The organism is Mesorhizobium sp. NZP2077 (assembly GCF_013170805.1).
Lineage (GTDB): Bacteria > Pseudomonadota > Alphaproteobacteria > Rhizobiales > Rhizobiaceae > Mesorhizobium.
This window is the reverse complement of sequence record NZ_CP051293.1, coordinates 6,223,065-6,241,420: the sequence shown is the minus strand read 5'-3', so window position 1 is coordinate 6,241,420 and position 18,356 is coordinate 6,223,065. Positions and strand designations below refer to the sequence as shown.

General features: G+C 60.7%; 10 protein-coding genes and 2 pseudogenes. 8 read left to right on the top strand and 4 right to left on the bottom strand.

The window, feature by feature from the left end:
• Nucleotides 1-654: 654 nt before the first annotated feature.
• Nucleotides 655-3,228 (bottom strand): caspase family protein, encoded by a 2,574-nt coding sequence (locus HGP13_RS30900; RefSeq protein WP_172233029.1) that lies wholly within the window; start codon nucleotides 3,226-3,228, stop codon nucleotides 655-657.
• Nucleotides 3,229-3,626: 398 nt separating this feature from the next.
• On the opposite strand from HGP13_RS30900, the gene HGP13_RS30895 reads away from it, so the two are divergent.
• The 3 genes and pseudogenes from HGP13_RS30895 (at nucleotide 3,627) to HGP13_RS30885 (ending at nucleotide 7,322) form a co-directional block, all read left to right on the top strand.
• Complete coding sequence (locus HGP13_RS30895; RefSeq protein WP_172233026.1) at nucleotides 3,627-5,048, top strand: CHASE2 domain-containing protein; 1,422 nt, start codon at nucleotides 3,627-3,629, stop codon at nucleotides 5,046-5,048.
• A gap of 29 nt (nucleotides 5,049-5,077) precedes the next feature.
• The gene (locus HGP13_RS30890; protein WP_172233023.1) at nucleotides 5,078-6,034 is read left to right on the top strand and encodes a hypothetical protein; all 957 of its coding nucleotides are present in this window, start codon (nucleotides 5,078-5,080) and stop codon (nucleotides 6,032-6,034) included.
• Nucleotides 6,035-6,159: 125 nt separating this feature from the next.
• A pseudogene (locus HGP13_RS30885) lies at nucleotides 6,160-7,322 on the top strand (IS30 family transposase).
• A gap of 162 nt (nucleotides 7,323-7,484) precedes the next feature.
• Here the strand turns inward: HGP13_RS30885 and HGP13_RS30880 are convergent.
• Together HGP13_RS30880 and HGP13_RS30875 are read right to left on the bottom strand one after the other, a co-directional pair.
• A complete protein-coding gene (locus tag HGP13_RS30880) occupies nucleotides 7,485-9,902 on the bottom strand; it encodes a caspase family protein (protein ID WP_172233020.1) in 2,418 nt (805 codons plus the stop codon).
• Nucleotides 9,903-10,379: 477 nt separating this feature from the next.
• Complete coding sequence (locus HGP13_RS30875; protein ID WP_172233017.1) at nucleotides 10,380-11,285, bottom strand: LysR family transcriptional regulator; 906 nt, start codon at nucleotides 11,283-11,285, stop codon at nucleotides 10,380-10,382.
• A gap of 119 nt (nucleotides 11,286-11,404) precedes the next feature.
• Here HGP13_RS30875 and HGP13_RS30870 point away from each other — a divergent pair, with 119 nt between their 5' ends.
• From HGP13_RS30870 to HGP13_RS30855, 4 genes and pseudogenes are all read left to right on the top strand, one after another.
• A complete protein-coding gene (locus tag HGP13_RS30870; RefSeq protein WP_172233014.1) occupies nucleotides 11,405-11,827 on the top strand; it encodes a DoxX family protein in 423 nt (140 codons plus the stop codon).
• A 95-nt stretch (nucleotides 11,828-11,922) separates the two neighbouring features.
• On the top strand, nucleotides 11,923-12,741 hold the full coding sequence (locus HGP13_RS30865) for an NmrA family NAD(P)-binding protein (protein WP_246707173.1): 819 nt from the start codon (nucleotides 11,923-11,925) through the stop codon (nucleotides 12,739-12,741).
• 318 nt (nucleotides 12,742-13,059) lie between these two features.
• Nucleotides 13,060-13,402: pseudogene (locus tag HGP13_RS30860) on the top strand (hypothetical protein).
• A gap of 197 nt (nucleotides 13,403-13,599) precedes the next feature.
• Nucleotides 13,600-14,319 (top strand): alpha/beta fold hydrolase, encoded by a 720-nt coding sequence (locus tag HGP13_RS30855; protein ID WP_172233011.1) that lies wholly within the window; start codon nucleotides 13,600-13,602, stop codon nucleotides 14,317-14,319.
• 263 nt (nucleotides 14,320-14,582) lie between these two features.
• Here HGP13_RS30855 and HGP13_RS30850 read toward each other — a convergent pair whose 3' ends face one another.
• Entirely contained in the window at nucleotides 14,583-16,328 is a 1,746-nt protein-coding gene (locus HGP13_RS30850; RefSeq protein ID WP_172233008.1) for an adenylate/guanylate cyclase domain-containing protein, read from the bottom strand.
• Nucleotides 16,329-16,549: 221 nt separating this feature from the next.
• Here HGP13_RS30850 and HGP13_RS30845 point away from each other — a divergent pair, with 221 nt between their 5' ends.
• A complete protein-coding gene (locus HGP13_RS30845; RefSeq protein ID WP_172233005.1) occupies nucleotides 16,550-18,304 on the top strand; it encodes a tetratricopeptide repeat protein in 1,755 nt (584 codons plus the stop codon).
• Nucleotides 18,305-18,356 lie beyond the last annotated feature (52 nt).

Below are 18,356 nucleotides of genomic sequence, written 5' to 3'. Positions count from 1 at the left end.
CCGACTGACGTCCGCCCGCTTGCCCTTGCTGCGACGGACGCATGGTCATCATCGAGAGGTTCGAACGGTGGTGCCAGCCTCGTGCACCGCCTGCCTCAAGAGCGCCGAACCGGGAGAACGCCCCATGACACGGCATGGCCAAGTTGCTCGTATGACCGCGCCACGCCGGCGCCGGTCAACGGGATGTTATGTGCAAGTTGCCGCAGCGCCGGTCGTCACGCACACCAATCCCGCTGGAATCAACGCTACAGGCTCTGCGACCTGGCCCCGGAAGCCGCTTCCACGAAATGCCCACCGCATCCTATGCGGAGGTTCGCGACAGGCGCTGGCACACCCCGAGGCACAAATCCCCATAGCCATCAACTGCGGCCCGCGGGTTCCTGCATGAGAGACGCCTCCCGGCGCCCGAAACCCTTCAGCATCTCGGCGGTAGCGGTCAGCCTTGCCGCCGCCTGAAAGCAGACGTTGCCGGCGAAAATGATAGAGGTCGCATCTGAGCGAATAGTCGAAGCACTCGGCTCCTCAATGCCGGCTTTCTCCCTGAGCGGAGACCCGCTCAGCCGACTTCTGCCGGGAGTCCAAGGCGCAACAGCGCGATTAGCGTGGCCGTCCAGAGTAGCCTCGATCCCCTCGCGGTAGGTTGAAATGCAATTGCTACTTCAGCGCGGCCAGCGCTTGGTCAATCTCAGCTAGGCGATCCCTGAAAGACCCATCGAATTGGGGGTAGCCGGCCTCACGGTAGAATGTCCTAGCCAACTGCGTCGCCTGCCGCGCGTCCCGGAGAAGCTTTTCATCCGCCCTATCGCGGCCGAGACCGAACAGCGCTACGCCGAGGCCGCCCTGTAGGGAGGCCCATTGCAGCGGCGCGCTCTGACGCGTCCATTCCTTCAAAGCCTCCTGATAGGATGCAATTCCGGCCTCAATGGTCGCGTCGTTTCCGGAGCGCTGGCCGGTTATCACAAGGGTGCGCCCCAAATTGTTGTGCGCGGTTGCCCAGTTGAAGGGCTCGCGCTCGCGGGTCCATTCTTCCAGCGCGCTGCGATAGGCGTCAGCCGCCAGCTCCAGGCTTTGCGTGCCTTGCTCTCTCTGGCCGAGCGAGCAGAGCGCATTGCCCAAATTGTTCTGGCCCGCGGCCCACCAGAGAGGCACGCGCTCACGAGTGTTTTCGCTGAGTGCAGCGGTATAGGCCTGTACGGCCTGTTGCAGCAACTCGCTGCCATCCAGCCGATCGCCAATCGCCCATAGCGCACTGCCGAGGCTATCCTGGACCGCAGCCCAGGAGAGTGGGTCGAGTTCGCGAGTCAGCGTCGTCAGGACGTCCTCATAGGCATTGACGGCCTCGCGCGACCGGTCGGGCTCATTCCCACGCAGGCCGATCCAGGCCACCGCGTCTGCCTCGCCCCGGCGTGCCAGCGCCCATTTGAGAGGTTGTTGCGTCCGCGAAATGACCTGCTGGGCGGAGCGGAAAGCCACGGCCGCCTGCTGATATTGCTCTGGTCCGCTCTTGCGCGTTCCAAGCGATATCAACGTGGTGCCGAGATTGGATTGGGCCTCTGCCCAGAGCGAAGGATCAACCTGTTTGATGCCGCTGGAGACGATGTTGGAGAAGATGCCTACGGCCTTCTCCAGCGACGCGGAATCGCTCTGACGCTCCCCATACATAAACATCGCCAGGCCTAAATCGTTCTGGGTCATGACCAATTGCGGTGTCAGTTGGTCCTGCGGAAGCAGCTTGGCCGCTTCGGCAAATGTTCTCATCGAGACCTGCAATGCCTTGTTGTCGCCGCGAAACGTACCGTAATCGCGGATGGCATTGGCTTCAGCCAGCTTGTAATGCCAGGCGAGGCCGGTGTCCCATTTCTTCACCTGTTCGAACGCCTTGCGGTAGTCGTCGGCGGCCTTCATCTGCTGGAAGCCGAGGAAATAGGTATCGCCGCTGCGGCTGTAGACTTCGGCGAATTCGATCCGCCTGGTTTTCACGTCGGCCTCGGCCCGATCGACGGTTTTGGACAGTTGCGCGACGCGCGCCTTGGCCTGTTGCTGAAACTGGATCGCCGCTGTCACCGCACCGTCGGCAAGCGCCTTTTCGGCGAGATCCGACAGGCGCACGATGTCCACGTCGGTGCTCTTCAGCGCCCGCCGTTCCGCAATGATGGTCTTGAGATGCTCGGTCTGATCGCGCAGCAGTCGGTCCAGCTCGCGCGGATCGCTGGGCACATCGGTGCCAAGTGCCGCAAGCAGACCATAGAGCGTGCCGAGTGGGACGGCTTCTGAATTGGCGGCGGCTTCGACGATACGCCTGGTGTCGGGAGGCGTCGTGGCGATGGTGAGCAGCAGCTTGCGGTGCTCGCCGCGGATGGCGGCATCGTCACCCGTCGCCTGTTCCGGCGACAGGCCGAAATAGAGCAGCCGGCGCAGGCTGGCATTGATCCATGGCCGCTGGCGGCCGCTGGTCTGTACATAAACCTCTTCGGCCACCATCGTCATCACATCGCCGAAAGCAAAGCCGCCAGCGGCAAGATGTTTCAGCAGGGCCGCTGCATAGGGGCTGTTGCCGCCAGCATCGCCGTCGAGCGCGGCGTGGCCGGGTTCGGCGGCAAAGCCGATCACCTCGCCCAGGCTCTGCGGTGCATCAGTGGTATCGGCAAGAGGCGCAGCTCCGCGCGTCAGGTTGAGCCCGGCGGCGGCGACGGGCGCCGGGCCGGAGGCCGTGGTGATGGTTGCGCCTGGCGGGAACGGATTGGTGCGACAGGCATCGAGCAGCACGATGGCGACGGGAACCTTGGCCTTCAACTCGGCCAGCAGGCCAGACAAGGGTACGAGGGTTTTGCCGGCGTCAGTGAGAGACGATGGATCGGCACTGACTGGCACCAGATAGTTCTCGCCACCGGCTTCGATGCCATGTCCTGAATAGTAGAGCAGCGCCACATCGGCGCCCGCAGCGTCCTCGACGAAGCGTTGCAGGCTCCGGTCGAGTTTGGCCTTGTCGCCGTCGGTGACCGAGGTGACGTCGAAGCCGAGTTCGCCCAGGAGCCGGTCGACAGCATGGGCGTCGTTGGCCGGGTTGGGCAGAGCGGGTAAATTATCGTAGCGGGACTCGCCGATGACCAAGGCCACGCCGCGCATCGGCCTGGCGTCACCGGCGTCGGCTGGAGGCGCGTGTGAAATCATGGCGAAGAACAGCGCCAGCAGCACCGCGAATATGCTCCCGCAATGCCTGCTGCCCATCCTCATCCTTCCGCCCGAGAGATCCAAATCCGCCCCATGCTAATGCGTCGACGCTGGCGGCTCAATGGCGCAAACTCAGTGGGACTTAGACATAGACGGCGGACCTGCCGAACCGATAATCCTTCTACCGAAGTCTTCGACCGCCGTCGTCAAGCCTCCACCTTGCAACCAAACCATCCACCCGTCAGTTCTCTGGAGACCTTATCAGCCAATTGACTCGCGGTTGGCGTGAACTCATGATTTATCGTTAGATTTGAGCATGCCGCCGACCTCCAAATCCAAGAAACCAGATCGACGTGAACAACGAACCAAGCTCGCATCCATGGCAGAACTTGTTGCGGGCATTTGCAATAGAGTGGCTATTGCTGTGCGCGTTGGCGCTTGTGGTCAGTCTGGCGATGACCGCGCTGCGGCATGTCGAGGCCGTGCGGTCGCTCGACCGCAGCGTATCCGACGTTATCATGCGCGAACTTGCACGGGAGCGGCTGGCCGACGTCCAGTCGGAGAAGAGCGTACGCTACGTCTTTATCAATGTCGGTGAGGCGACCTGTCGTATCTGGGCCAAGGCCCGCGGTGAGGCCTGCGCAACCGGCTTCGCGACGCCTCGCGACGAACTCGTCGAGATGCTGAAGGCGCTTGCTAGCGCCAATGCTGGCCGAACTCCGATGAAGCTTGTGGTGCTCGACGTCGAGCTCGCGCCACAGGTGGGTGACAAAGCGAGCGACACCGACAAGCTGCTGTGCGCCGAGACATATTCGATCGCGAAGTCGATCCCCGTATTGGCCGTGCGGCCGGTGGTGAGCGAAGCCTCGAATCCGGCACGGCCGGTTGCCCAGGCCTATCCATCCATTTTCGACGACTCCAAATGCAGTCCCGATGCTTCGCCATCGTCACATCCGGATCTCTGGTTTGCGTCGCCGCTGCTCCAACCCGATCCGGACAATGTCGTGCGCTCGGTCTATGCCTGGCACCTGATGCGCGGGGATACGCCCGCGGCGGCGCGGCGCATTTCCGGCTTTGGACTGCTTGGCGCCGCGCTGATGGACGCAAAAGTCGACCGAAGCGGTCTTGCATGTCTGTTTCCGGCGTCGCGTCCCGGATCGAGCGCAAAGTGCGAAGCCAAACCCCTCAATGTGGCTAACCACGTTTACGAGCCGTCGGACAATGACGACTTGTCGGTCCTGCGGATTCTGTTTTCGCTGCCGTCGGATCCGGGCAGCGCAGTTACCGCCGCCTACAGCTATGCGCCATTCGTCTTCCAGACTATCGAAGCTGATGAACTGCAACAGCGTCTGAGTGAGAACCTGTCGCTGCTGGACGGGGCGGTCGTCGTCATCGGCGGCGGCTACGCCGCCTCCGGGGATCTGCATGCGACACCTCTGGGGCTGCGCATGCCAGGCGCGATGGTGCACGCCAACGCCATCCGGGCGATCGCCTCTGGAACCTTGGTCGACGAGTATCAAGGCTGGGCCTGGGAACTGCTGCTGATCGGCCTTGCCAGTTCGATCGGCGCCGTCTTCCATGTCGCCGGCCATCAAGCACACGAGCGGCTGCGATCGCCTGTCAACCACATCGCCAAACTCGTCCTGGCCGCGCTCGCGATTGTCGTCACCATCCTTGCGGTATTTTTTCTTGGCGCCGTTCATGCATTCTCCAGCCTGGCGGCCGGAACGGCCATAGCGGTCATGTCGCCGATCATTGCCGTTGCCTTCGAGGGAATGTCCTCTATCCTGCAGGTCATCCGAGAGGCGCTTTCCGCGGCTCTGACCTGGGTGGAGGCGATTGGAAGCCGCCCGCATATTCCACCGGCTAGCGAGTGAATTCTGCAGACGGGCCGCGAGGGGGCAGAATGGCGTGTGACAAGCGGTGCGAAGTACGCCGGAAGTTCGAGCGGTTCGCCTTGGGCACCGCAACGGCTGTCGCCGTGGCCCTGTCCTGTGTGCAAGCTGCCTTGGGGCAGGACGAGAAACCACCACTTTGTGAATGTGGCCCCGACACCCGTGCAAGCGTGATCAAGGTCGAACGGCAGGCCGGCGCTGAGACATGGCTCAGCGTCGAACGCGGCCTCGATGCACAGCCGGCAAAGGCCGGCTGTTTCCTGCAGCCGGGCGATATCGTGCGCCCTGGCGCCGGCGTGAGCGCAGAGATCAACATGCCGGACAACACCGTGCGTTCAGTCAAGTTTCCCGATGTCGTGGAAATACCCGAGGTCCCCGTGATCGGCAGGTTTCAGCGCCTCCTGGACTTTACGCTTGGTATCATCGGCAAGGATTGGCAAGAGACGCGCGATATGGCAGCTGCCATTGTCGGCGACACTCGCGAGACGATACCCTCTCAATATCTGATTATGCCGGGCGTCTATGCCGTTGGCGAGCAGTCGATCGACCCCAGCCATACGCTTTCCATCCGCTGGGTCGGCAGCACGGCGCCCTATTCGATTACCATGGTCAAGGAACATGGCGGCGCCGCGAAAGTGCTGGACGTCACAAATGATCGTCACGCGAACCTGACGATGTCCAGCGTGGCACCAGGCGTCTACACACTCGAGATCAAAGGCGCCAACGGCATATCCCTCGAGCTGCCTATCCGCCTTGTGGCCGCCGAGGATGTCCCGGTGCTTGAAGGCGCCACCATCGACGAGCCGTCGAGCCAGGAGTATCGGGTCGAAGAGGCTTTATTCCTTCTTCGGCGCGCGCCCTCGACATGGCGAGTGGAAGCCATCTCGCGGTTGCTGGTTCTGGCCAGTGAGAACCAGGATTTCTTTGCTCAAGCCATTGTTGGCCAGGAAAACATCACCAGGAAATAGGCTGCCATGGCGTCAGACAACTGAGGACATGCCAGAATCCGACGTTTCGCGGACGGGTAAGTGTGTTCGTTCGGTTTGCGCCGGTGGGTTCAACCGGTCGTCGCAACACGCTTTAATCTGAGAGGATGAAGAGGTGTTGCATGGTGACGTCACGGATCTGGTTTACGTCAGCGCAGAAGGTCGAGCTTTGGGAGCGATGGAAGCAAGGTCAGAGCATTTCGTCGATCTCGCGGGCACTGGACCGCCGGAACAAGACCGGCGTTCAACGGATCGTATCCTTACACGGCGGCATTGCTCCGTCAGCTAGGCGTAGAGCGGCCTTGGCGCTCGGGCTGGCGGAGCGCGAAGAGATCTCTCGCGGGATCGCGGCGGGTCTTGCGATCCGCGCTATTGCACGAAGTCTCGGGCGATCCCCATCGACAATATGTCGCGAGATCTCGCGCAATGGCGGTGCACAAGCGTACGTGCAACCCGGGCCGACAAGTATGCTTGGGAGCGAGCGCTGCGCCCGAAGCGGTGTCGCCTGGCATGCTCTGGGCGGCTACGGTGGCGGGTGGCGCAAAAGCTAGCGCTGCAATGGTCCCCGGAGCAGATAGCGGGCTGGCTGAGGCGAGAGTACCCAGGCGATCCAAGCATGCGGATATCTCATGAAGCGATCTATCGCAGTCTATTCATCCAGTCGCGAGGGGTGCTCAAGAAGGAACTAACAGCGCACCTGCGTACCAAACGACAGATGCGGCTCGCCAAAGGCGCACAGAGCCGGACGGGGCAAGGACAAATACTCGATATGATCTCCATCCGCGAGCGCCCCGCCGAGGCTGAGGATCGCGCCATCCCAGGCCATTGGGAGGGTGATCTGCTCACCGGGGCGAACGACACGCACATCGCCACCCTCGTCGAGCGACACAGCCGGTTCACGATGCTTGTAAAGGTGGCGAGGAGGGACTCGGCCACCGTCGTGGCGGCCCTCGCCCAGACGATCGGCACATTGCCCGAAGAGTTGCGGCGCTCGCTAACGTGGGACCAGGGCAAGGAGATGGCTCGGCACAAGAGCTTCACCGTTGCAACCGATCTACAGGTCTACTTCTGCGATCCGCGAAGTCCCTGGCAGCGCGGCAGCAACGAAAATACCAACGGCCTGCTCAGGCAGTACTTCCCGAGAGAAACCAACCTCTCCCATGTCTCGCAGGCCCAACTCAACGCCGTCGCCCTGCGGCTCAATCAGCGACCCCGAAAAACCCTGGACTTCGAAACGCCGGCCGATAGGCTACAGAAGGTGTTGCGATGACCGGTTGAACCCACCGCCTGATGTCGGCCGTTCAAGTTAGCCTTACCAAAGCCAGTAAGCAGACAGTGCCGGCGACCACGCCAGAGATTGCGGCTCGCCGCAAGTTGAGTCCTACCTGCTAGGTATTCAACGTCGTGAGTTACCCAAGAGCGGTCGGAGTCATCAGCGCGCGCTCTGAACGGCCTGCCGCGTCAGATCGATCCAAGACTGATAGGCTGGAGGCAAGGCGCCTACCGCTTTGAGCTGTAGCAGAATGTCCAGCGCGGCCTGGTAGTGCACGCGGCGATTGTCGCCTGCATCGCCTAGCTTCTTGTGATAGAGCGCCAGCGCCATCTGCGCAAAGACATTTCTTGGATCCGAATGCACCAGCGCTGTCTGCTCTTCAAGAGCATCATGATAGGCATCGTACGCGCATTTCACGTCTCGAACGGCCGCGCAGGCATCGCCCAGGCCGCCATTGCCGATTGCCGCGAGCTTTAGCCATTCGCCTTTCTTATCCCTTGCATTTGGACCGATAAAAGCGACTGCCCGCCGGTACGTCGCGACAGCTCCGAGCACGTCGCCGGTCGCCAACTGCGCAGCGGCGAGTTGGCTCGTCGCCGCCGCGTAGGCCCTGGCGAAATCGTCGTTGTTCGGATCGTTTTCGATGTCCTGCCGAGCGATCTCCTCGCCTTGCTGAAATTCGGCAGCGGCTTCCTGGTTCCGGCGCAGGTGCAGCAATGTCAGACCGACGCGCAGATGCATCACCACCAGGTCCTGATTGAAGGTGTTGGGCGGCGCCAGCGCCACCGCTTCCTCCAGCGTCTTCAAACCGTCCTGGTATGCTGGCAGCGCGGCTTGCGAATTGCCGACGCTACCAACGAGATCGCCCAGGCTCATTTGAGCCACAGCCAGTTCCCTTCGATGGATAGGACTGTTCGGCTCCAACGCGATGAGCGCGCGAGACACTTGCGCGGCCTGCTGGTGCAGCCTTTCAGCCTCCGCGAGGTTTCCTCGGTCCGTCTCCAGAAGCGCGATACCATGGAGGCTTGCGCCAAGGTCGTTTTCCCACTGTGCGTTGTGCGGGTCCGCCCCGACGAGACGCTGCATAACCACGAGGCTGGAGTTGTAGGCATCGTACGCTTTGTCGGCCTGGCCGCTGTCGCGCAAGCTGTTGGCCAGGCGTACGAGCGCGGCCGACCATTCACGCTGTCCACTCAGGTTGCGCGGGTCTCGACGGACACGACTTTCGCCTGTCTGCACTGCGTGCTGATAGGCGGTCAGCGCGTCCTTTGCATTGCCCACCGTCGCCAGGGTCTGGCCAAGATAGAACTGAACCATCATCTTGTTTCTCAGGCCGCCGTCCGATAGTGCGGTGTCTGTCAGGTCGTCGAACAGAACTGAGGCGGCGCGGTAGTCCTCGATCGCCAGTTGGTACTTCAACGATACCAGCGAGCCGCCGGCACGCAAGGACAGCGAAGCTACCTGGCTAAGCGTGCGCTCGATGAAATTCGCCTTGAGCTTGTCGCGCGAGGCGGCGTCGATGCCGATGGCCTTGCCGAAGGCGGCGCGCGCAGCATCGAACTCACCAAGGGTGAGTTTGTTTTCCGCCTCTGCGCGCTGGCGCACCACATCGGGATCGTCGGACGCCAGCGTCTTTAAATCGTTTCGCGTCTTCACGAACGCATCGGCGGCTTGGCCCAGCTGAGCAACCTGGTCGGCCCTGGCCGCTTGGGCGAGTCCGCTTTCGATAGCCGCGCCATAGAGGGGTGCCAACGGCATGTCGTGCCCCGCCGCGATCGTTTCGATCTCTGTACGCAGGTCCGGGGTAATGTCGGCCATGGCGAGCAGCAAACGCTCGCGTTCCGGCAGCGGCGTGTCCGACTTCTCGGCGAAGAACAGCTGCGGCAGGCCGTTCTCGATATAGGGCAACTGCTTGCCACGCGTCTGGTCATAGACTTCCTGTTGCACCAGGGTCAGCACCGAGCGGATCTCAAGTCCCTCGGTGCCGAGATACTTGGTCAGCGCCGCGTTGAACGGCGAATGCTCGCCATCACCATCCGCAGCCGTCTCCCCCGGAGCGGCTGAAAAGGCGAACAGCACGTTCTCCGCGCGCCCAACCCGGCCGAGGCCTGGCTTCACGCTGCCGGCCACTCTCTTGGCGATGGCAACGGCCGAACGGCCCGAGCCATCCCCGGCGCCGAACGGGTCATCACGGCATGCGTCGAGAATGACCAGCCCGACCTTGGCGATCGAGGTCACGGTGTCACGCACCTCGTTCAACGGCAAGGTGCTCGCCTTCAACGAGTCGAGAGATGACACATCCGTATCGGTCGGAAGAAGCCGGTTGTCGCCGTCGATCTCAGCGCCGTGGCCGGCGAAATAGACCAGGGCGACATCGGAACCAGCGGCATCTTGCCTGAAATCCTCGAGTGCGCGGCGCGTGCGGCGCAGGTCCTTGTCGATCTCCAGCGTCACGTCGAAACCGAGCGCCCGCAGCGCATCCTTCATCGCCGTGGCGTCAGCCACCGTGTTCTTCAATTCGCGCACCGACTGGTACTTGGCGTCGCCGAGGACCAGCGCGCTGCGCTTCTCGGCCATCGCCGCCGCCGGCAACGCCACAAGCAACAGCATAATCAGAAGGAATCGGAACATCGTCAAACCCTGCCGAGAGCATCGTTCCCCCGCAGTGTGGCGGGGGCAAGGACAGCGAACTCTTTGGGCCGAATATTTTACGGGTGGCAGTCCGTTATAGGTTGGCGGTCGATCATGAACCATACCCGGTAGTCTGTTAGCCCCGTAATGGATCAGCAGCTACCTTCGGCTTGCTTTACTTTCGGCCCGAAGGTGACGGCAATCGTACGTATATGACCGGTTGAACCCACCGCCCTATCTCGGCCGTTCCAGGGCAAAGTGGGCCGTCCCGAAAGCGGCCATTCGTTCCGATCGCCTGTAAGGCGGAAAGGTTGAGGATATCTCGTCGGACTTCAAGGTCGCGCCGGTTTCGGTGTCGCATTCTGTTAGACCGACATAGCTCAGGATGTTAATTTCGAGGCCGGACGAAGATTGTTCGTCTCGCTATTCCAGATACGGCGTCAGCACATCTTCGATCCATTTCATGAATGCGCGGACACGGCGCGACAGATTGCTCCGATGTGCTACGACGAGTGACACGGCGAGCGCCCGGCGCCGAAAATCGGGTATGATCTCCACAAGCGCTCCACTCTCCAAGTATCGGCCAATGCCCAAGAGTGGCGCCTGGATCAGCCCAAGGCCGGCGAGGGCGGCGGCTTCGTAGGTCTGCGCGCTGTTGACGTGTAGCGCACCTGGCAACTGAAGCGTCGCGTAGCTGTCGCCGTCCGGATATTCCCATCCATGGGGTCTTGCGCCCAGCATCGTCGAAAAATGAATCGTCCGATGTTCCTGACGCTGGAGATCTTCCAGCGATCGAGGGATGCCATAGCGCGCCAGATAGCCGGGACTGGCAGCGTTGACCATGCGCAACAGTCCCAGCGGGCGGGCAATCAGCGTCTCATCCCGTATCGGTCCAAGCCGCAATACACAGTCGAATCCCTCTTGAACCAGATCGACCTGCCGATCCGTACTCGACACCTCCAGCTCCAACTCGGGATGAGCAGCCATGAAATCCGGCAAGGCCGGCACGATCGTTGTGCGCGCCACCTCGGTCGGAAGATCGACCCGTAAACGTCCGCGAAGTGCCACCCGATCGCCTGCGAACATCGAGTGCAGGTCATCGACTTCAGCAAGCAGATCGCGGGCACGGGCATGAAATGCGCGCCCGTCCTCCGTCAACTGCACGCTGCGCGTCGTCCGGTGCAGGAGCCTGACACCGACATCTTCTTCCAGCTTCCGGACCGCCGTCGAGGCCCTCCCTTTTTGGATGCCCAGGCTATCGGCCGCGCGGGTGAAGCTCCCCATTTCCGCTACCGTTATGAAAATGAGGATGGGTTCGAGATTCTGCATTTTCGTGCCTCGGTATTGTTTCCCAAAAAGAGAACAGTTGGTTCATTCCCTCGGCATTTATCACACCTAAGAGGCACAGTAAGCTCCGAATATGGGATCCACCCATCGGAGAATGACAAGTGTCCGAAACCATGAACCTCCATCACGCGCCTGAAACTATGACCTTGCATCGCGCCCTGTGGGCCGGCCGGATAATGAGCGCGTTTGTCGTTGTCGCTCTGGTGGCAGATGGCACTATTCAGCTTTTCGCGCCGGCACAGATCGCGAGCATGTTGCAGGAAACCGGGTTCGCGATGGACCTGACCCGTGTCGTGGGTCCGATCATACTCGCCTGCGCCATACTTTACGCCATCCCGGCCACCGCCGTCCTCGGCGCGATCCTAGCGACGGGCTTTTTGGGCGGTGCCATCTGCGCCCATGTCCGCATTGGTGAGTTGGGGTCGCCGCCGGAAATCATTTCCCTGCTTTTGGGCGTGATGACATGGGGCGGCCTCTGTCTGCGCGATCCCCGAATCCGGGCCATTCTACCGCTCATCCATTGAACCGGGGCAGTGCTCTGTTCCTCAACATCAGGAGAAAACGCATGTTTTTAGTAATGGGAATCACGGGAAAAGCGGGCGGCGCCACGGCTTCGCATTTGCTGGCGCAAGGCAAGAAGGTCCGCGCGCTCGTCCGCGACCGCGCGAAGGCGGCTAACTGGGTGAACCAGGGCGTGGAACTGGTCGACGGCGATTGGAATGATTCCGCAGCTATCGAGCGAGCGCTCGAAGGCGTCAAAGGCGCGTTCGTCATGTTGCCGGCTGTCTGGGCCCCTTCGCCCGATTTCAAGGAGGCCAAGGGCATCATCGCAAACTATGTCGAGGCGCTCACCAAAGCGCCGGCGCCGCGGGTCGTCGCGCTCTCGTCGATCGGCGCAGACAGAACCAGCGGCCTGGGGATGATCACGGCCCTGTCGCTTCTGGAGCAAGGATTTCGCGATCTGAAATTGCCGATCGCCTATGTGCGCGCCGGCGGATTTTTCGAAAACTTCCTCTACGGCTTGCAGGTCGCCCAAGGTGGAACCCTGCCAGTCTTCTACAATCCGACAAGCCGGAAATCGGCCATGGTCGCGACCAACGACATCGGCGCGCAGGTCGCAAGCCTTTTGAGCGGACCGGCCTGGTCAGGGCATCGCGTCATCGAGCTTGGTTCGATGGTCAGCGCGGATGAAGTCGCCGGGCAATTGGGTGAAATCCTGAATCGCGACGTGAAAGCCTTTGCAGTCCCACGTGCAGGGTGGGCGCAAGCTTTCGAGCAGTTCGGCGTCCCTAAGGGTCACACCGGACCTGCCGAAGAGATGTATGAGGCCGTGAACGCGGGATGGATGGAACTCGGAACCGAGGGTACGGAACACGTCGCGGGTACGACATCCGCACGCGATGTCTTCGCGGCAGCGCAGACCGCCGCCAGAGCGTAAGTCTGCGACGGACCAAGCATGACGGAGACTTCCCGCGCCTGCTTCGGACGCATCGTGGGAAGCGCTCAACAATCAAGGGGCGCGAGGCGCTTCCATTCCCGCCTGCCGACCAAAATGCGCCTCAACGCGGCCAATGCGCTGACGATGTTCCAGATCCTGTGAGCGGCCATTATTCATTACCGCCCTTGGAGGCCGCTCCGGCACGGAGCAGACGTCCGAACTGACGCAAACAGGCACCTGGAGGTAGGTCACGCGCAGTGACTTCGGCCGCATAGGAGTGTAGCCGGACAACGTTTCCGCCAGCCCGAAGTTCGCCTTATGCCCCGCTTTCTTGCCGTCTACACGATGAAACCCGAAGACCCGCTTTCGCAGCCTGCCCAAGCCAGAGCAAGATGCGATTGATAGCGTCGGCTTGCAGCAGTGGGCAGACTGGGAGGAGAGAAACGCCGCATTCTTCCCTGATCGCGGCGGTATGGTCGGCAGAACGACGCGCGTTACAAAGAACGGCATCGCTGACGCCGTGAACCCTTTCTGCGGCTACGTTGTCATCGAGGCCGACACCATCGAGGCTGCCGCCCGCCTGTTTGAGAACCACCCGCATTTCGCCGTCTTCTCGGGAGACGGCGTGGATATCATGCCCTTCGTCACCGACCCAAAATGACTTGAAATTCCGGCTGCCGCCATGGCCCCGAAAACCATGAGCGCACGGACGCGCGCCGAAAAGCGCGCAGCTTTCTAGTCCCGAGCTATGGGTGTAGAATTTGTGTGCGGGATATCTCGCAGCTATCGCGCGCCGGAAACTCTGCACTTGCGCCAGATTCGGTGCGTTCCGTGTATCGAAGGGAAGCGGGGCAACCGATGACAACCTACGTTTTGGTTCACGGCGCATGGCACGGGGGATGGTGTTGGCGCAAGGTTGCTCGGTTACTTAAGGCGCCGGGCACCGATTTTTATACCCCTACTCTTACCGGCCTCGGCGAGCGAGTTCATCTCGCCTCTCCTGACATCGATCTGGAAACGCACATTTGCGATGTGCTCGGTGTGCTGGAGACCGAGGACTTGAAAGATGTTGTGCTGGTCGGGCACAGTTACGCGGGCATCGTGGTCTCGGCTGCCGCCGACAGAGCGGCCGGCCGAATTGCGCGGGTTGTCTATCTCGATGCCATCGTTCCCCGCGACGGCCAGTGCCTGTATGACTGTGCATCGGCAAAGGCCAGAGACAACTTCGAGGAGCAGGCGCGCGTCGGGGGCGAAGGCTGGCGCATCCCCGCCAGTGCAGCGACCGTCCAATTCCTTGGGCTGAAGGAAGAGACGGACGTGAGTTGGGTGATGCCAAAGCTTAATGCACACCCGATCCGCACCTTCAGGGACCCGGTCAAACTGAGCGCGAACTTTCCGCAAATGCCCCGGACCTACATCAATTGCATTGGTGACAAGCCGCTTGGTCAGCCAAAGAGCGCACAAGCCGCTGATATCGAGGACTACCACGAACTGCAGACAGGACACGACGCCATGGTGACCGCAGCAGTCGATGTCGCCAAGTTGCTGAGCCGGATCGCGGAGGACACCACCGCCTAGCCTCGGGCTATCGGCGGCCGCGCAGCAATCTGCTCGAACTTTAATCGCAGCTCGGCACAATTGCGAAGGACGCCACTTTAGCCAACGGCGACATTGGATCAAAGTTTCGTAGCTCCGGTTCGGGCGCTTGAATCGCGTGCGTCGTGGAGGCCGCGAGTGTTCTGTATTTACTTCCGCTTTGGGCCGGCATATCGGGCACGGCCGGACTTGCTGCTGGCTAGACTCCGATCGCGATTGACCCGACGGGGAAGTCAGACCGGCGCTTAAGGTCGGTCCACCAGGGCGTCCATCGCCAGGTGGGCCAGTTCGCGCTCGTGCTCCCTATATTCTTCTCCTGTGTACTGATAGCCCCAATCGACACTAGGCCAATCTGGTTTGAGTTCGTTTGCCAGACGGCCTTGCGCCCGCGCTTCATCGAGACGCCCGAGCTTCGCCAGGCATCCGGCCATATAAACGTGGATATAGTAATAGGGGCTGCTGATAGTGGCGAAAGACTTTATCGCCTCCTCGTACTGTCGCGTCATCATGAATGCCATGCCCATAGTCTCACGGAGAGATCCCGGAAGGAACAGCGGACTGACGCGGATAGTTTTGAGCGATCTCTCGATAGCCTCGCTCGCCTGTCCCGAGCAAAGCAGGTAGTACGCCACTATGTCATTGAGATCGGCGTCATCAGGTGTCAGTTGGAGGGCACGTTGGAAAGTTTCAGACGCCTCGCCGAAGTTCCTGTTGAGCATAAGACACGCCCCCCGAATACCCAAGCACCTACTATCCTCGCCGTCGAGTCGCACGGCGAGTTCAGTTTCTTGGTTTGCTGATTGCAACGCGAGCGGGGCCAGTGTTTGCCAGTAGACACGCAGGTGCGCCTGGCCCAACAGAGCATGAGCGCGGGCGAACGTTGGGTCCAGTTTCACTGCGCTTTCGAATTCCGCTATGGCCTGGGGGATGTCGTCATTGCGCCAGCGGTTTGTGATTACTAAGCCGCGCAGATAGCGATCATACGCGCCCAAGCTTTCGGTAGGCTTGCTCCGTGATGCTTTCACGACGTCGGATTCAACATACCCCGGAACGGCCGCGACGATGCTTCTGGTCACCTCGTCTTGAACGGCAAAGATATCTTCCAAGTCACGATCATAACGCTCCGCCCAGACGTGGCTCCCAGTTACTGCCTCTATCAACTGGGCTGTGATGCGCACACGCTTGCCGTCTTTGCGGACGCTGCCCTCGACAACATAGCGCACGCCGAGCTTTCGGCCGACGTCGGCGATGTCTACGGAGCTCCCCTTGAACGTAAAGGACGAATTCCGTGCGATCACGAACAGCCCACGATTTCGCGCCAGTTCGGTGATAATGTCCTCTGTGATGCCGTCGGCGAAGTACTCCTGCTCCTGATCGCCACTCATGTTGGTGAACGGCAGAACTCCAATCGACGGCCGGCTATCGACAGGTTCCCGCGACTCGACTAGCCGTCTTGCGGTAATCCCAGACGTGATGCGGAAGGCTCTTACCGGCCGAGTAATGTTCTTGAGCGCAACCTCGCCCATGTCTATGGCTGAGACGTCGAGTTTGCCCCGAATTTCGTCATAAACCTTTCCGGAAATGCAGATGCCACCCGGCTCCGACAAACCTTCCAGGCGAGCGGCGATGTTCACCCCATCGCCAAAAATGTCTGACCCCTCACCAACTACCTCGCCAAGATTTACCCCAATTCGCAACACGATCCTTTTGCGATCAGCCAGATTTTCATTGGACTCGGCCATCCGCTTCTGCATGTCGAGGGCGCATCTCAAGGCATTCACTGCGCTTGCGAACTCCACAAGCACACCATCGCCCATGAACTTGACAATTCGGCCACCATTCTCACGGACAATCGGCTCGACGATCCCCTTTCGCCGCACTCTGAGTGCCGCGAGAGTGCCCGTTTCGTCTGCCTCCATGAGGCGCGAGTAGCCGACGACGTCAGCAACTAGAATCGCTGCAAGGCGGCGCTGCGCAGTTGCTTGATTCATTTTCTACCTGCTGGTCCTGGCGTTCTGGTCCTTCGCAAGATTTTACAATTGGCAAAGCCAGTCAGAGGATAGCAGTGTCTGCGATCTGGGCAAATGGGTGGTCGGGTGGACCGTCGCGGGTTCGACTTCCGAACATCAGACGTCGGTCCGCCAGCCTCACTGCGAAAGTTCCCTCCTGCGCTCAGTCTTCCTGCTATTCTACCTGCTAGGGAGGTCGCGCGATGAGCGAGAAGCGCAAGCTAGCCGCGATCCTGGCTGCGGATGTGGTCGGATACAGCCGGCTCGCCAGCGAGGACGAAGATCGTACTTTGGCGCGCTTGCGTGCACTGCGCAGCGATCTGATCGATCCGACCATCGCAGTGCATCACGGGCGGATGGTCAAGCGCACGGGCGACGGGGCGCTAGTTGAGTTCCGCAGTGTCGTGGATGCGGTGCGCTGCGCCATCGAGGTGCAAAACGGCATGATTGAGCGCAACGCCGGCGTGCCGCAGGACCGCCGCATCGAATTCCGTATCGGCATCCATCTGGGTGACGTGGTCGAAGAAAACGACGGCGATTTGATGGGTGACGGCGTCAATATCGCCTCGCGTCTGGAGGGCGTCGCGGCGCCTGGCGCCATCTGCCTGTCCGAGGATGCTTATCGCCAGGTCAGAGCGAGGCTCGACCTCTTGGTCACCGACCTCGGCAGCACACAGCTCAAGAACATCGCCGAGCCCATCAGGGTTTATTCGCTTCGGGTTGGCACCGCGAAGTCGACGACGACCGCAACGTCAGCATCTGCAACGAGCCGTCGGACCGAGTCGACGCCGCCAAAGCTGTCGATAGCGGTCCTGCCGCTGGTCAACATGAGCGGTGATGCAGAACAGGCGTTCTTCACCGACGGGCTCACGGAAGACATCATTACCGATCTGTCGAATGTGCCTGGATTCTTCGTTATCGCCCGCAATTCCACCTTTGCCTACAAGGGCAAGTCCATCGACGTGCGCCAAATCGCCCATGATTTAGGGGTGAGATACATCCTTGAAGGTAGCGCGCGTCGCTCGGCAGAGCGTCTCCGAATAAATGTCCAGTTGATTGATGCTGCGGGCGGCGGAAATCATGTCTGGGCTGAACGCTTTGACCGCGATTTCGCCGATATTTTCGTGATTCAAGATGAAGTTACGCGTCGCGTCGTGCAAGCTATTTCCGGCAAGATTGGTATGAACAAGATCTCTACCCGTTCCAGGCCGTCAAATCTCGAAGCCTACGATCTTTGCGTTAGGTCACGAGAAAAATGGGCTATGTCGAAGTCTGAAAACAGAGAAGCGCTTTTAGCGTTGGAACGTGCGGTTGCACTTGATCCAAACTATTGCGAGGCGCACAGCAATCTTGCGGTTTCGCTGCTTTTTGGCTGGATTAATTGGGGAGAATCACGGGTCTCCTACCAAGCAAATGCTTTGATGCACGCACAACGCGCGGTAGAAATCGATCCCAACGATTCAGACGCTTGCAGTGCGCTTGGATACGTTCAGCTATATGAGCGCAATTGGGATGAAGCAAAATCACTATTAGAGCTTGCCATTCGACTCAATCCCAACAACGCAAACGCGGGGATATGGCTGGCTGAGCTTTACATCTACTTGGGCAACCCGCAAGACGCGTTGACGGCTTGCGCCGAGGCTCTTCGTCTAAATCCCCGCCCGCACCACGCCTACTTCTGGGTCTTGGGGATGGCGCAATTTGCTGTGGGTCAGTATGACGAGGCTATGGCGACCTTGAGCCGGGATGAAACATATGGGACCGGGTCAAGGGTAAACCTGATACCAGCGCTCGCATTTGCAGGCCGCGTGCCCGATGCTCGGGAGGAAGCCCGTCTTTTTCTTGCCGGCAATCCAGATTGGACGATCGGCGAATTCGCAGCGAACTTGCCCTTTAGGAGCATGAGTGCTGCGCAGCCCTTTGTCGATGGCTGGCGTATGGCGGGGTTGCCAGATTAGGCGGCATGGCGACGGGGGCTGTTTTCCGAGGACATGGCAATTAATCTGTGTC